Below are 13,612 nucleotides of genomic sequence, written 5' to 3'. Positions count from 1 at the left end.
CAATGAACGAACCAAAACCAATCGAAGCTAAACCGTTGCGGCGCCCCTGGCGGTGGGTGTTCGCCACTATTCTTCTCATCCTTTTCGCCCTGTTCGTCTTCAGCGCCGCGCGCAACGAAGCGTATGGGTGGGATACGTACTTCCAGTACCTCCTGGATAAACGCATCGCTATAGCGTCACTGCACACCATTGCGCTGACTATTATCGCCATGGTGATCGGTGTCGTGCTCGGCGCGATCCTCGCTGTGCTCCGAATGTCCCCGAACCCGGTGCTCAGTGGCCTTTCGTGGATCTACTTGTGGATCTTCCGTGGAACACCGATTTACGTGCAGTTGGTCTTCTGGGGTCTTCTGGGCTCCATTTACCAGACAATCAATCTCGGATTCGCAGAGTTCGACCTTCAGGGTTTCCTCTCCAATATGTTCCTTCTCGCGTGCCTCGGCCTCGGACTCAATGAGGCCGCCTACATGGCAGAGGTCGTCCGCGCAGGTTTGCAGGCTGTTCCTGAGGGCCAGTACGAAGCGTCCAAGGCGCTGGGCATGAGCTGGTGGCAGACGATGAAGCGCACTGTGCTCCCGCAGGCCATGCGGATTATTATTCCCCCGACGGGCAACGAGCTAATCTCCATGCTGAAGACCACATCCCTCGTGGTCGCCGTCCCGTACACCTATGAGCTGTACGGTAAGGCAACGGATATCTCCTACTCCCTGTTTGAACCGGTGCCGCTCCTTCTCGTTGCAGCAACGTGGTACATCGCCATTACTTCCGTACTGATGATTGCCCAGAGCTACCTGGAGAAGTACTACGAGCGCGGTGCAACCCGTGAGCTCAGCTCCCGCCAGCTCGCTGCCCTGGCAGATGCTGAAGGCAAACTCCCTGGCAACGTGATTATCAAGGACTAAAAGGAACTGCACCATGACTTTAATGATTGACGCTCAGCAAGTAGTCAAGGACTTTGGCAACCTTCACGTGCTCAAGGGTATTGACCTGCAGGTTCCCACAGGCACTGTGACCACACTTATCGGTCCTTCGGGATCGGGTAAGTCCACATTCCTCCGCTGTTGCAACCACCTTGAAAAGGTGACCGCCGGCAGGCTCTACATCGATGGGCAGATCATCGGTTACAAGGAAAAGAACGGCACCCTGTACGAGATCACGGAGAAGGAAGCAGCCGCTCAGCGTGCCGGCATCGGTATGGTTTTCCAGAACTTCAACCTGTTCCCCCACCGCACCGCTGTGGAAAATATCATGGAAGCGCCCATGGTGGTCAAGGGTGTTTCTGAGGACGAGGCCAAGCAGCAAGCTATGGAGCTTCTCGACATCGTCGGTCTCGCCCACAAGGCCACGGCCTACCCGGCTCAGCTTTCCGGAGGGCAGCAGCAGCGCGTGGCGATCGCCCGCGCGGTGGCGATGAAGCCGAAGCTGATGCTGTTCGACGAACCGACCTCAGCTCTCGACCCCGAGCTCGTAGGTGAGGTACTCAACGTGATGAAGAAGCTCGCCGCCGACGGCATGACCATGCTCGTCGTCACCCACGAAATGGGGTTCGCCCGGGAGGTGGCCGATCAGGTCGTGTTCATGGCTGATGGAGTAGTCGTTGAAAAGGGCTCCCCCTCCGAGGTCATTGACCACCCACAGCACGAGCGGACCCAGCAGTTCCTCTCCACCCTTTTGAAGTAAATCCGCTCACGTACGCGCAGGATTCAGAGGGCTTTCGTCTCCCTGGAGTCAGAGGGTTCTCGTCTCCCCCGCTTCACGCGCATCAACAACCCCGCCACACAGCGTTTAGCACCTATGGGGCGGGGTTGTGCGTTGTGCGATTCCCAGCGAGCTGACCTGCCTTCGTGCGCCTGCTGGCCCATCTGACGCATCCCGGAGCGGGACAGTTGGCATCCCTCTCGCCGGACGACACCCCCGCCCGGCAGTCGTTTGGGTTCGCGTTCATCACCCCACCGAGAACAACCTGAGTAGTGTTGAGCGATCTTTTCGCGCCCAGCGGATGGTAGCTGAGCCTACAACTCCCCGCGTTTGCGCTCTAGCGCAGCGATAACATTATCCGGAAGCATTCCTGTCACATCACCACCGAGAAGAGCTACCTCCTTGGCAATTGACGAGGAAATGTACCCGTAAGCGGGCGTAGTCAAGAGAAAAAACGTCTCTACACCTGTCAGTTTGCTGTTTGCCTGAGCCATCGGCTTTTCATACTCGTAGTCCAGGCCTGAGCGCAAACCTTTCACCATCGCGGTGATGTCGTGCGTTGTGGTGTAGTCCACGAGGAGCCCCTCCCAGTGGTCCACGGTCACGTTGGGGAGCTCGTGAACGCACTCGCGGATCAGGTTCATCCGCTCCTCTGGGGTAAACATCGCCTTCTTCGACTTATTCACCGTAACCAGAACGACGACGTGGTCGAACTGGGCCGCAGCTCTCTTTATGATGTCCAGGTGCCCAAGTGTCACCGGGTCGAACGACCCCGGGCAGCACACGGTAGTCATAGAACGGCTTATCCTTCCGTCTTGTGGTACACAGCCATATCGAAACGAGTCGTGCCGTACGTCCGCTTCTTTAGTTTCTGGGTCGTGGGGTGGAAATCATCCGGCCACGTTGGCTCAGGCGAGTCAGTTGAACGCTCAAAAACGACAACTGCCTCGTCACGAAGCAATGGACGAAGTGCCTCTACAATCTCGTCGACTGTCTCAGGTGCGAGATCATAGGGAGGATCAGCGAGCACCATATCGAAATGCTCCCGCGGCGCGGAAGCGACATAGGTAGAAGCCTTCGTCTCTTCAACAAACACACCGTTGATACCGACAGCTTTCGCATTGTCTCGGCAGATGGCGGCGGCTTTGGGATTCGACTCCACGAGCACGACCATCTCCGCACCTCGTGATGCGGCTTCCAAGCCGAGAGCCCCGGAACCTGCAAATAGGTCGAGGACACGTCGGTGAGCGAAACCGAAGCGCACGTCGAGGGAAGAAAACAGCCCCTCTTTAGCACGGTCGCTCGTAGGGCGCGTACCCTCCTCAGGAACTTTTAGCTTCCTGCTGCGCGCTAGACCAGCGATAATCCGTGCCATCTACGCACCTTCGCCTTCGCTGAGGGTCAGAAGCACGTCCCCACCGGACACATCCGAGTAATCCGCTACGTGAATCGAGGAGATGACGCCGGGCCCCGGCGCGACAATGGGTGCCTCCAGTTTGACTGCTTCCACAGAGGCGAGTGTGTCCCCCACCTTCACGGTCTGTCCTTCGGTCACACTGAAGTGCACGATACCGGCAAATGGTGCGCAAATTTCCATGGCGCTAAGTCTAATCGGTCACACGCCGAAGCGCGGAACCGCTAGGACTTCTCCAAATATTCGGCGACATTGGAGCCGATATCTGCGACGAGTTCCTCTGCCAGAATGCGATCCGCGTGGACAAGCTCGTCGGCGTGTTTGTTTGCGTGCTCGATGAGTTCGCCGTCACGGGCAAAGCTCAGCAACCGTACCTGTTTCCGACTGCCGGACTGTGATGTGCCAATTATGTCGCCTTCTTGCCTGGTTTCCAGGTCGAGTGTGGCCAAGGTGTAGCCGTCATTTGTGTTAGCGATAGCGCATAACCGGGCATATTGCTCGGAATCGGGTAGCGCAAGAGTGTGGAAAAGACACCACGATTCATATCCTCCACGCCCGATACGGCCTCGCAACTGATGAAGCTGGCTCACCCCAAAGTTCTCTGATTCTCTCACCATCATGATGGTGGCGTTGGGCACGTCGATGCCGACCTCGATGACCGTAGTTGAGACAAGGATGTCGATCTGACCCTTGCCGAAGGCAGTCATGATTTCCTCTTTATCGTCCGGATGGAGCTTGCCGTGGAGGAGTGCAACGGCTAGATCTGGGTAAATCTGCCCTTCTAAGAGCTCATACACCTCTTCGACGCCTCCTGGCCCGTCGATCCTAGGGCAGACGATGAAAGCTTGGTGGCCCTGTTGGACTTCCTCCCGGATGCGTTCCCACGCACGGTTCATCCACGCATCGTTGCCCTCGAATACGACAGCAGAGCGTATCGGTTTTCGTCCACCAGGAAGTTCTGTGAGAAGGGAGACCTCCAAATCTCCAAAAGCGGTAATCGCGATAGTACGGGGAATCGGTGTTGCTGTCATAGCGAGCAGATGCGGAGTAATGCCGTTAGTCCCCCTGTTCCGCAGCATATCGCGCTGCTCCACACCAAAGCGGTGCTGCTCATCCACGATCACCATGCCGAGATCGAAGAACTCGACCGTATCTTGGATAAGCGCGTGCGTGCCGACGACAATATCTGCTTCTCCGGAGATCGTTTTGAGCAGCGCATCCTTCTTCTGCGCCACTGTCATCGATCCCGTGAGGCAAACCACACGCGCGGGAACAGCCCCGAGAAGCTGGGTCAGCGACCGTGCGTGTTGCTGTGCGAGTACCTCGGTGGGAGCAAGAAAAGCGGTCTGGTGGCCGGCATCAATTACTTGCAACATGCTGATGAGTGCGACGACGGTCTTCCCGGATCCGACCTCTCCTTGGAGAAGCCGAGACATCGGTGTTGGTTTTGCTAGATCGCTGGAAATCTCCTGGACAACGGACTGCTGTCCATCGGTGAGTGTGTAGGGAAGACTCTCGATGAATTGTTGGCGGCGAGAGCCGCCATCGTCGAGGGGTGCGCACGGGTGCGCGCGACGATGCGACTGATCGTCGCGAAGCAATGCCATTACGAGCGAAAGGCTAAGGGCCTCGTTGTACCGAGCGCGCTGCTCGCACGCATAGGGAGACACTGTGCTGGGAACATGCATGCCGCGCAGCATCGTGTCAAAGTCCACCATCTCCTCCGGCGGGGTGCCGAGAGGTTCAGAAATATGCGGTGTTTGCCGTAACACTTCGGAGGTGGCAGCCCACATCCGCATCGAGGGAAAGCTGGACGTACCCCGGTAGATCGGTGTCCATGGAGAAGCAGTGAGCCGACGAAGGATCCCCTCCGCGTCCGGGTATTTCGATAACTCCTTAATCTGACCTGTGCCCTTGTGAGTGGAGTTGAGTACAAGGAATCCGGGGTGAGATAGCTGGGGTTTGCCTTGGTAGGACTTCACCTTTCCTGTCACCAACACACGGGATCCCTCGATGAGCACGTGGGATAAGTATGCCGAGTTGAAGAACACGCAGGTGACCTCTACCCCACCGTCATCAACTGTGACGTGGAAGATCTTCATCCCTTTGCGGGTGGTTGTGGACCATGTCCGGGTGATGGTGCCGATGGCGGTGACGATGTCACCGTCCTGGGCACCAATGAGCGCTGTTCCCTGAGCTGAATCGATGTACCGGCGCGGGTAATTGAGAAGAAGCTCAGGAACACTCGTTATTCCGAAATTCTTTTTCAACGCGCGACACTCTGTGGCCGGTAGCAGGTCTGTCAGTGGACGCGAGTCCTTCCAACCCAACACGAGTCATTCCACCCCGATCTCAAAAAATGTATCGCTTTCGTGTGTGACCAGATCAGCGGGAACGGCGGATACACACGCAGCAACCTTTTCCTGATCCAGCTCCTGTATGGGGCCGATGATAGTCACAACCTCTGCTGTGGTGCTAGCACACTCGTTGATTGCCTGACAGACCGCAGCTTCGGGCGTACTCGCCACGATGTCGTCGTGTCCAATAACATGGACGCGCCACGAGCCCGTCGTGGAGTTTTCTTTTTGCGCCACGTCTGCGGGTTCCGCCACGTCTCGAGTAATTTCAGCCGATGCAACCTGCATCGCTGCCCGCTGCATCGTGTCGACAGCTTGGCTCCGAGGCAGTCGGGGATCAAACATGCTCACTGCGGCTACTGCCTCCACGAGGTTGTTTGTGTCGATAACCTCCGCTGTCAGTGGCAGAGATCGTGGAATAGGAAGACCACAGGACACGTACACCATCGCTCTTCCATGGTTGCGCGCCAAGGTTGACGCTTCAGGGAAGATGTCCTGGGCCTCCTCGGGTACGACGATATCCACCGCGGTATCCCGTGGATCTTCCGGCAGCGACTCGATACGTAGGTGGGTGACTGTTCCCCGAGTAAACGCCTCGGTGATAAGATCTCCTGCCCGGCGCGTATGCACGTGGATAGTTCCGCTCGTCGGGGTGTCTCGGGCGACCATGAAACTGTCCCCCTCGAACACAGTGATGTCTGTGTCAAAAGTTGGTGACTCGAAGTAGAACATCACCTCCAGGTAACTCCCGTTAACCTCAATGTCAGGAGCGATGTGTGCTCCGATACCACCAGCGAGGGCATCTCCCAAAGCGCCAAGAATGACGCATAATCCGCGCCCTCCCGCATCGACGACCCCCGCGCGTCTCAGTTCTGCTAGTTGGGATGGTGTTTCCGCGAGCGCTCGATTGGCCGCAGCGATCACGTGGCTTACCGTGGCACCGGGCTCCCGTGCAGCAGTGGCGGCTGCACGCAAAACAGTAAGCACCGTGCCTTCCTTCGGGTCGGCGATAGCCTGCGTCACGAGCTGCACAGCCGCTTCGAGGCTCGCCGCTACGTCGCTCATATCAGCGCTGGATCCAGACACACGCGCGAGTCCGCGGAAGACCTGCGACAAAACGACACCGGAATTGCCGCGTGCTCCACGGACAGCTCCGGTTGCCAAAGCCTGGGCGATGTGTTGGAAAGATACGCCCGAAGGAAGCTTCTCCGCTTCTTCCAGTGCCGCCTGCATGGTGTGAGCCATGTTCGAACCGGTATCGGAATCGGGTACAGGGAAGACGTTGAGGGCGTTGATCTCTTCACAGGCATCCTGCAGCGCGTTCGTCGCGAGCCGCGCCCATTGGACGAGCACGTCACCGGTAATCTCCATGACGCTCATTCTAGGGCAGGCGCCAGTCCACCGGGGTGGCCCCGAGCTCCTCCAGGATCTCGTTGGCTCGACTAAAAGGGCGGGAGCCGAAAAAGCCCCTCGACGCTGACAGCGGCGACGGGTGCGGTGAATTGATACACGGGGTATCTCCCAGAAACTTCTGAGCGGTCTGTGCGTCCCTTCCCCACAGAATCGCTACCAGGGGCCGATCTCGCTGGGCAAGGGCTCGGATGGCCTGCTCTGTCACGTGCTCCCATCCCCGGCCTCGATGGGAGGCCGGTTTACCTGGCTGTACGGTCAGGCACCGGTTGAAGAGAGCCACTCCCTGTTCGCACCACGGGCGCAGATCTCCATCCGTTGGCTTATCGCAATCGAGGTCGCTAGCCAACTCTGTGAAGATATTAGAGAGGCTCCGTGGAAGGGGCCGTACCCCTGGGCGGGTAGCAAAAGAAAGACCCATTGCGTGCCCCGGAGTGGGATAGGGATCTTGGCCAATGATAAGCACCTTTACCTGGTGGAATGGGTACGTGAAGGCGCGAAGAATATCGTCTCCTGGGGGCAGGTACCCACGCCCTGCGGCGACCTCCTCGCGGAGAAAAGCGCCCATTGCGTGGATTTCGTCCTCCACGGGTGCTAACGCCTCCTGCCAGCCATATTCGATTGGAAGACTCGATTCCATCAGTATGATTTCCACCCTTCTGTCCACGTGGGAGCCTCGCCACCGATGGTAACTGGATCGGTTCCTCTACGGATCACTCGGCCGATCTCACGGAATCCTGACACGTTCTCGCCGGTCGTTGTAGCAAGCAGCGTGTGATCCTCTCCGCCGGACAAAACCCACTTCCAGGGATCCGTTCCCAGCACCTCTGCCGCGCGAAGAAGGCGATGATCGGGCTCGATGGCGGCGGGATTGAGCTCAATCGTCACCGCCGAACGGTCTGCGATCGTAGTGAGATCTGTGATGAGACCGTCAGAGTTATCTGTCATGGCGGTAGCTCCCGTGGCGCGAGCGACGACACCCCGGTCTGGCATCAGAGGTGGCGTGCAGTGGGCGCGGACAAGCTTGAGAAATTCCACGGGTACATGGTCGCGCCCAAACTTCTTCAATAGGTCAAGGCCAGCTGCCGAATACCCGATACAACCGCAAGCGATAACGCTTTGACCTGGTCGTGCACGGTTGAGAGACAGTGGTGGCTGACTTCCACCCAGTGAGCCCACTGCGGTGATTGATAAGACAATAGAGTTCCCTGCGGTGAGATCGCCACCTACAAGTTCCGCAGAAAACTCTTGGATCCGTTCATAAATCCCACGGGCGATTCCCGTAACGAGGCTGAGCCGTGTGCTTGGCGGTGCCGAAAGCGCCATGAGAACAGCGATCGGGCGGGCTCCCATCGCCTGAATATCCGCGAAGTTCTGTACAACGGCCTTGTGCCCGATCTCCTCTGGTGTCGACCAGTCGAGCTTGAAGTGTCGATTTTCTACCAACATGTCTGTGGTCACCACCGTGCGAGTATTCGGAGGACCGATGGTGAGAACAGCGGCATCATCTCCGTTAATCATGCTTGGGGCCACCTCTTGGATGGCCGCGATCACTCCCTTTTCCCCTATCTCTGCAAGGGTCGGTGTGTTTAGGCGCTCGTTAGTCACACCGGCTACCCTAGTGCCTATGGAACGCAAAAACACCCCTATGGTGATCGCTCTCGTGCTTGCCTTGGTATTTGTCCTCGCCGTCGTCTTCGGCGCTAAATTCGTGTATTCCAAGGCTGCCAGTGGCCCCACGGTGGTCACTGACCTCGGCTACGAGGAGGCGGACTCTGCTGAGTGCCAGAGCTTTGTCGACGCTCTGCCGAACAAGGTCGGCACATTCAAGCGCGTTCCTATCGCTGACCCAGCCCCCTCCGGCGCTGCAGCGTATAAGCACGGCCTCGAAGACGAACTTACGATCCGCTGTGGCGTGCCTACCCCGGACTACGCGTCGCAAGCTGATTCTGTGACAGAAAAATCCGGTGCCCAGTGGCTCAGAATTAGCGATAACTCCGGAAATGCCACGTGGTTCACGCTTGACACCACCCCAGCGGTAGCTGTGACTGCGCCGGAGGGTAGCAAGGCGAAAAAGGTGACAGGTGGCCTGGACGAGGCTATCGGCACACTCACGCACCACGAGATTGACCTTCCTGCTACGCCACTCGAACGCATCGATGCGTCCGCTGCAAATGAGACAGAGTCCTGCTCCGTGCTTAACTTGCCTGAGAAGTATGGCGACCACGTCCTAGCTGGGCGTCCAGATTCCCCCACCGGTTCGTGGCTTTATACCTCCGACACCCGCAATCCCATCGAAGTCCGCTGTGGAGTGTCGATGAGCCCTGAATACGCCGCTGGAGCGCGATTGACGCAGCTCGACGGCCGCCCCTGGTTCACTGATTCCTCCGGCCTACGCTGGTGGTCCATGGGGACACCCACCGTAGCCGTATTTGCGCCCCTTGATTTGGCCGAGAACGTCCTCGCCGATGTCTCCCGCCAGATCGGTCCTGTCGAGGACGCAGGAGACTCCGCTCCTTCGCAGGACACGGCCGACGCTCAGAAAGCGCAGTAACCGCACGCTGAATGCCACGGCGCGGGAGCGAGAACTGCACGCACATATCGTCGAAAAGAAAAAGGGCCAGCCGACCTTTTTCCTTTTTACCCTGAATGTCTAGCACGCAATTCGGCAGCCCCTTGTCGTTTCTGCGACCACATGAGCTAGCACCCGAGAACATCCGTGTACGGAATTGCTGAGGCGGGATTGTTCCTCCACCGCAAATGCGATCGCAATCGCGATTGCGACCGCCATCGCGGTGATTGCGGTGATCGCCGTGAAAATGCAGCCCCCCAGCTGTGCTTGCGCCTACTTAGATTTTGTGGCCAGTGCCTGCTCTATCAGGATGTGGAGGAGATCCCCATAGCTGATGCCTTCTGCCTGGAAGACCTGCGGGTACATTGAAATCGGGGTGAAGCCGGGAAGCGTATTGATCTCGTTGATCACTGGGCCGTGCTCGGTGACGAAAAAGTCGACTCGGGCGAGCCCATTGCAGTTCAGAGCCTTAAAGGTCTGCACCGCGATCTCCTTGACACGCGCGGTTTCCTCTTCACTCAGCCGCGCCGGGATGTGCGCAGAAACCTGGCCATCGAGGTACTTCGCTGAAAAGTCGTAGAAGCCAGCCTCACCATCCTCTGTGCCAATGAGCTCCGCAGGTGCCGCTGCGACAACGCGTCCATCCGGGTACTCGAGAACACCACATTCAACCTCGATGCCCTTGATTTCTTCCTCAATGATGACCTTGGGGTCGCTTTCTCGCGCAAGGCGAATAGCCTCATCGATACCGGACACATCCTCAACACGGGAGATGCCGATGGAAGAACCACCGCGGGCGGGCTTGACGTATACGGGGAAGTTCAGGGTACCGGGGATGAACTCCTCTCCTCCTTCGAGTACAAGGTCTTTGCCGATCGGGAGTCCAGCGAGTTTACACAATTTCTTTGTGTACTGCTTATCCATCCCGCACGCGGAGGCAAGAACTCCATTGCCCACGTACGGAACGCCGGAGAGCTCAAACAGACCCTGGATAGTTCCATCCTCGCCATTGAGACCGTGCAGCACGGGGAAGATGACATCCACAGTCGCGAGGACCTCACTCGTCTCCAGGAGCCGGATTTCGTTTTTATGCAGGAACACCTCGCGTTCGACGGTAACTTCCGGGAGTGTTTCTGTCATGTGCCGAGGATCCCCCGTTGTCCACGTGCCATCGCGGGTAATCCCAACGGGGAACACGTCGACATCGTCGAGATGATCCATAATAGCCCGTGCAGAGATGCACGAAATGGAGTGTTCGGTGGACTTACCACCGTAAATAACGGCAACTGTGGTCACTTGTTTTACTCTGCCTTCTTCGACCGGCCCATGAGGGCTGTAATCATTTCATCAACGCTTACTGCATTGTGGCACACGCCGTACACCGCCTGTGTGATGGGCATCTCCACGCCGTGATCCTCCGCTAGGTGGTACACGGATTCTGACGATATTACTCCCTCAGCTACTTGCCCATGCGTCGCCTTGGCAGCATCTTCCAGGCTATCGCCACGCCCCAAACGCTCGCCGAAGGTTCTATTCCGCGACAACGGCGAATTGCACGTGGCCACGAGGTCCCCGAGCCCCGCCAAACCGGCGAACGTGCGGGCATCTGCACCAAGCTCAACTCCCAGTCGTGTGATTTCTGCGAGGCCTCGAGTAATAAGTGTGGCGACAGTGTTTTCGCCTAGCCCCTTACCCACAGCCATACCGCAAGCGAGTGCGATGACGTTCTTACATGCGCCTCCCAGCTCCGCCCCGATGACATCGGTCACCGTGTACGGACGGAAGTACGGGGCACTCACTGCTGCTTGGATGACCTTGGCATGCGAGTGGTCGGAGCACGCGATCACCGTGGCAGCCGGCTGTTCCATCGCGATCTCGCGGGCCAGGTTGGGTCCTGACAGGACCGCAATCTTGTCACTAGGGTGTCCGGTCACGGTGGCGATGACCTCGCTCATCCGCAGGCCTGTCCCGTGCTCAACGCCTTTCGCAAGCGAAAGGATGAGGGTGCTCGTACCTAGGAAGGGGGTCCACTGCTCGAGGTTTCCTCGTAGGCTTTGCGACGGCACACCCAGAATAACGATGTCTGCACCCGTGGCCGCCTCCTCTGCCGACGACGTTGCCGTGACTGAAGGTGGCAGCGTGAGCCCCGGAAGGTAGTCGCTGTTCTCACGCGTAATCTGGATCCTCCGGGCAGCGTCTTCCCTCCTCGCCCAGAGGGTCACCGTGTTGCCAGCATCGGCTGCAACCTTTGCCATTGTTGTCCCCCAACTACCGGCACCCATGACTGCGACGTGCATTAAACATGTTCCTTTCAACAGTTCTTGTTGGATTAAGGGTAACTTAAAAGACATGTCCAAGTCACCACACGAACAAGACAAAGACAAAGCAAACTCACTTTACGTCACCGGCCGCTTTCAGCAGATCCCCCCAAAGCCAGGTAAGGACGCGAAGCGGCCTACCCTAGCCGCCGGTGCGGTGCTCTGGAAAGGCGATGTCGACGACCCACGCGTCGCGATTATTCACCGCCCCTGCTACGACGACTGGTCCCTGGCCAAGGGAAAGCTGGACCCAGGCGAGTCCCTTCCAGTCACGGCGATTCGAGAGATCTTCGAGGAAACCGGGTACACCGTGCGACTCGGGAAACTCCTGGGCAACGTCAGCTACCCTGTTTTGGACCGCACCAAGATCGTCTACTACTGGACGGCTAAGGTTCTCGGCGGTCATTTCACACCCAACGATGAGGTCGATGAGCTGCGGTGGGTCACGCTGGAGGAAGCGAAGGAACTTCTCACGTACGAGGTGGACACACACGTCTTAGAAAAGGCAGACAAGCGGTTCCACCTCCCCGCCGAGTCCCGGATTCTCCTTGTCCGTCATGCCAAGGCGCACGACCGGCGGAAGTGGGCTGGCGACGACAATCTGCGCCCGCTGGAGAAGAAAGGCCTGCGTCAGGCCGAGATGCTTGCTCCGCTCCTTCTCGGCTTCCGCCCCGAAAAGGTGTATTCCGCCGTTCCAGATCGCTGCCAATCCACTGCTGCCCCGATTGCGGAAGAAGTTGGCGTATCTGTCATCGTCGACCCGCTGCTTGGCGACGATGCCCAGCCCGATGAAGCAATCGCACGTTTCGACGAGATCATCGCCGACGGCGGTGTCTCCGTCGTTGTTTCCCAGGGTGAGCGAATCCCAGCGTTGTTGCAGCATTACTCCGACACAGGACGCCTACCCCTACCGATGGATGAAGTGAAATGCAAGAAAGGGTCAGTGTGGGTGCTGTCGTTTAATGATGGCCAACTCACTGGAGCCGACTATTTGGCGAGCGCCCTCCCAGTGAAGTAAAAGCCACAGAGGATACAAAGAGGATATACGTCCGGGGCTCTCGGACACGTCCAATCAGAAAGCACAAAATCCGCTCTAAGGGGTTATCCCCCTCAGAGCGGATTTTTGCAATCATCACCCAGTGACGGCCGTCGTGTCACAGGGCATCCCGCCGCACTATGCGGCAAGTTCGAAAAGGAGCGTACGGACAAGAGCGTCGATCTCTCGTGCAGCCTCTCGCATCGCGGCTAGGCCTTTACCTGCCGGGTCGTCAACATTCCACTCCACATAGCGCACTCCAGGCAGGTTAGGAGACTCCTCCACGCCGAGTAGGACGACGACATCAGAGAAGTGCACGGTGCGCGGGGTGTCATCCTTCTCATAAAGGACACCGCCGGAGACACCCATCTCGTCCAGAACCACCAGAACATCCGGATCCACCGGGGCACGCCCCTCAACTCCCACAGTTCGGATGAACAGATGGTCACCCGCGTAGTAGCGCGCCAGAGCGTACGCCAGCTGCGCTCGCGCGGAGTTGTGTTTGGAGGCAAAAAGCACCTCCTTGCGGACAGTTCCCATCGATTCAAGCGTTTCTCGGGCTTCGCGTTCAACGAGCACAGGGATGAACGTTTCAATGCGCGCATCTTCGCTGACATCAGAAATCGCTGAATCTACGACATCATCAATGACGTCGGACTCCACAGATCCCCCGTAGTAGCGGTGCATATCTTCTCGGACGATGCGAAAACGATCGACAAGCTGTGCGGTCATTTTTCTTCCTTCCACTACGCGCCAGTTTCCCTATCGCGTATTCTTTCGTTTCCCTTTTGTTAACTTGTTGTTAAC

At 57.9% G+C, this 13,612-nt stretch carries 14 protein-coding genes; 4 read left to right on the top strand and 10 right to left on the bottom strand.

The features are described from left to right. The first annotated feature begins 2 nt into the window (after positions 1-2). Positions 3-902 carry an amino acid ABC transporter permease gene (locus CGLUCO_RS05720; protein ID WP_005392362.1) on the top strand — a complete coding sequence of 300 codons (900 nt, stop codon included), beginning with the start codon at positions 3-5 and terminating at the stop codon, positions 900-902. 13 nt (positions 903-915) lie between these two features. Further along, entirely contained in the window at positions 916-1,680 is a 765-nt protein-coding gene (locus CGLUCO_RS05715; protein WP_005396170.1) for an amino acid ABC transporter ATP-binding protein, read from the top strand. A gap of 332 nt (positions 1,681-2,012) precedes the next feature. On the opposite strand, the gene coaD is transcribed toward CGLUCO_RS05715, so the two are convergent. The 7 genes from coaD to CGLUCO_RS05680 are packed head-to-tail and all read right to left on the bottom strand — an operon-like array spanning position 2,013 to position 8,487. Further along, positions 2,013-2,492, bottom strand: coding sequence for a pantetheine-phosphate adenylyltransferase (gene coaD / locus CGLUCO_RS05710; protein WP_005392359.1), 480 nt, complete (start codon positions 2,490-2,492; stop codon positions 2,013-2,015). A gap of 8 nt (positions 2,493-2,500) precedes the next feature. Next, positions 2,501-3,073, bottom strand: a complete 573-nt coding sequence (gene rsmD / locus CGLUCO_RS05705; protein WP_005392357.1) for a 16S rRNA (guanine(966)-N(2))-methyltransferase RsmD — start codon at positions 3,071-3,073, stop codon at positions 2,501-2,503. After that, positions 3,074-3,295 carry a biotin/lipoyl-containing protein gene (locus tag CGLUCO_RS05700; RefSeq protein WP_005392355.1) on the bottom strand — a complete coding sequence of 74 codons (222 nt, stop codon included), beginning with the start codon at positions 3,293-3,295 and terminating at the stop codon, positions 3,074-3,076. It lies immediately after the preceding gene. 41 nt (positions 3,296-3,336) lie between these two features. Beyond that, the gene (locus tag CGLUCO_RS05695) at positions 3,337-5,445 is read right to left on the bottom strand and encodes an ATP-dependent DNA helicase RecG (RefSeq protein ID WP_005392354.1); all 2,109 of its coding nucleotides are present in this window, start codon (positions 5,443-5,445) and stop codon (positions 3,337-3,339) included. Positions 5,446-5,448: 3 nt separating this feature from the next. Further along, a complete protein-coding gene (locus CGLUCO_RS05690; RefSeq protein ID WP_231286176.1) occupies positions 5,449-6,840 on the bottom strand; it encodes a DAK2 domain-containing protein in 1,392 nt (463 codons plus the stop codon). 10 nt (positions 6,841-6,850) lie between these two features. Further along, the gene (locus CGLUCO_RS05685; RefSeq protein ID WP_084036134.1) at positions 6,851-7,519 is read right to left on the bottom strand and encodes a uracil-DNA glycosylase; all 669 of its coding nucleotides are present in this window, start codon (positions 7,517-7,519) and stop codon (positions 6,851-6,853) included. Further along, positions 7,519-8,487, bottom strand: a complete 969-nt coding sequence (locus tag CGLUCO_RS05680) for a thiamine-phosphate kinase (RefSeq protein ID WP_005392344.1) — start codon at positions 8,485-8,487, stop codon at positions 7,519-7,521. The genes CGLUCO_RS05685 and CGLUCO_RS05680 overlap by 1 nt, the downstream gene beginning before the upstream one ends. Positions 8,488-8,506: 19 nt before the next feature. Here CGLUCO_RS05680 and CGLUCO_RS05675 point away from each other — a divergent pair, with 19 nt between their 5' ends. After that, complete coding sequence (locus CGLUCO_RS05675; RefSeq protein WP_005392343.1) at positions 8,507-9,433, top strand: DUF3515 domain-containing protein; 927 nt, start codon at positions 8,507-8,509, stop codon at positions 9,431-9,433. A 291-nt stretch (positions 9,434-9,724) separates the two neighbouring features. Here CGLUCO_RS05675 and CGLUCO_RS05670 read toward each other — a convergent pair whose 3' ends face one another. Next, positions 9,725-10,747: a D-alanine--D-alanine ligase family protein gene (locus tag CGLUCO_RS05670; protein ID WP_081446561.1), complete on the bottom strand. Its 1,023-nt coding sequence runs from the start codon at positions 10,745-10,747 to the stop codon at positions 9,725-9,727. A 5-nt stretch (positions 10,748-10,752) separates the two neighbouring features. Beyond that, entirely contained in the window at positions 10,753-11,802 is a 1,050-nt protein-coding gene (locus CGLUCO_RS05665; protein WP_005396165.1) for an NAD(P)H-dependent glycerol-3-phosphate dehydrogenase, read from the bottom strand. Here CGLUCO_RS05665 and CGLUCO_RS05660 point away from each other — a divergent pair. Next, positions 11,801-12,787: an NUDIX hydrolase gene (locus CGLUCO_RS05660; protein WP_005396164.1), complete on the top strand. Its 987-nt coding sequence runs from the start codon at positions 11,801-11,803 to the stop codon at positions 12,785-12,787. The genes CGLUCO_RS05665 and CGLUCO_RS05660 overlap by 2 nt on opposite strands. A 156-nt stretch (positions 12,788-12,943) precedes the next feature. Here CGLUCO_RS05660 and CGLUCO_RS05655 read toward each other — a convergent pair whose 3' ends face one another. Further along, a complete protein-coding gene (locus tag CGLUCO_RS05655; RefSeq protein ID WP_005392335.1) occupies positions 12,944-13,537 on the bottom strand; it encodes an arsenate-mycothiol transferase ArsC in 594 nt (197 codons plus the stop codon). Between the last annotated feature and the right edge of the window lie 75 nt (positions 13,538-13,612).

Source organism: Corynebacterium glucuronolyticum DSM 44120 (assembly GCF_030440595.1).
Taxonomy (GTDB): Bacteria; Actinomycetota; Actinomycetes; order Mycobacteriales; family Mycobacteriaceae; genus Corynebacterium; species Corynebacterium glucuronolyticum.
This window is presented reverse-complemented; position numbering and strand designations above follow the sequence as displayed.

Excerpts from the sequence above, each read along its gene's own strand:
- CGLUCO_RS05720 (WP_005392362.1), top strand. The coding sequence starts at position 3 with ATGAACGAACCAAAACCAATCGAAGCTAAACCGTTGCGGCGCCCCTGG.
- CGLUCO_RS05715 (WP_005396170.1), top strand. The coding sequence starts at position 916 with ATGACTTTAATGATTGACGCTCAGCAAGTAGTCAAGGACTTTGGCAAC.
- coaD (WP_005392359.1), bottom strand. The coding sequence starts at position 2,492 with ATGACTACCGTGTGCTGCCCGGGGTCGTTCGACCCGGTGACACTTGGG.
- rsmD (WP_005392357.1), bottom strand. The coding sequence starts at position 3,073 with ATGGCACGGATTATCGCTGGTCTAGCGCGCAGCAGGAAGCTAAAAGTT.
- CGLUCO_RS05700 (WP_005392355.1), bottom strand. The coding sequence starts at position 3,295 with ATGGAAATTTGCGCACCATTTGCCGGTATCGTGCACTTCAGTGTGACC.
- CGLUCO_RS05690 (WP_231286176.1), bottom strand. The coding sequence starts at position 6,840 with ATGGAGATTACCGGTGACGTGCTCGTCCAATGGGCGCGGCTCGCGACG.
- CGLUCO_RS05685 (WP_084036134.1), bottom strand. The coding sequence starts at position 7,519 with ATGGAATCGAGTCTTCCAATCGAATATGGCTGGCAGGAGGCGTTAGCA.
- CGLUCO_RS05675 (WP_005392343.1), top strand. The coding sequence starts at position 8,507 with ATGGAACGCAAAAACACCCCTATGGTGATCGCTCTCGTGCTTGCCTTG.
- CGLUCO_RS05660 (WP_005396164.1), top strand. The coding sequence starts at position 11,801 with ATGTCCAAGTCACCACACGAACAAGACAAAGACAAAGCAAACTCACTT.
- CGLUCO_RS05665 (WP_005396165.1), bottom strand. The coding sequence starts at position 11,802 with ATGTCTTTTAAGTTACCCTTAATCCAACAAGAACTGTTGAAAGGAACA.
- CGLUCO_RS05655 (WP_005392335.1), bottom strand. The coding sequence starts at position 13,537 with ATGACCGCACAGCTTGTCGATCGTTTTCGCATCGTCCGAGAAGATATG.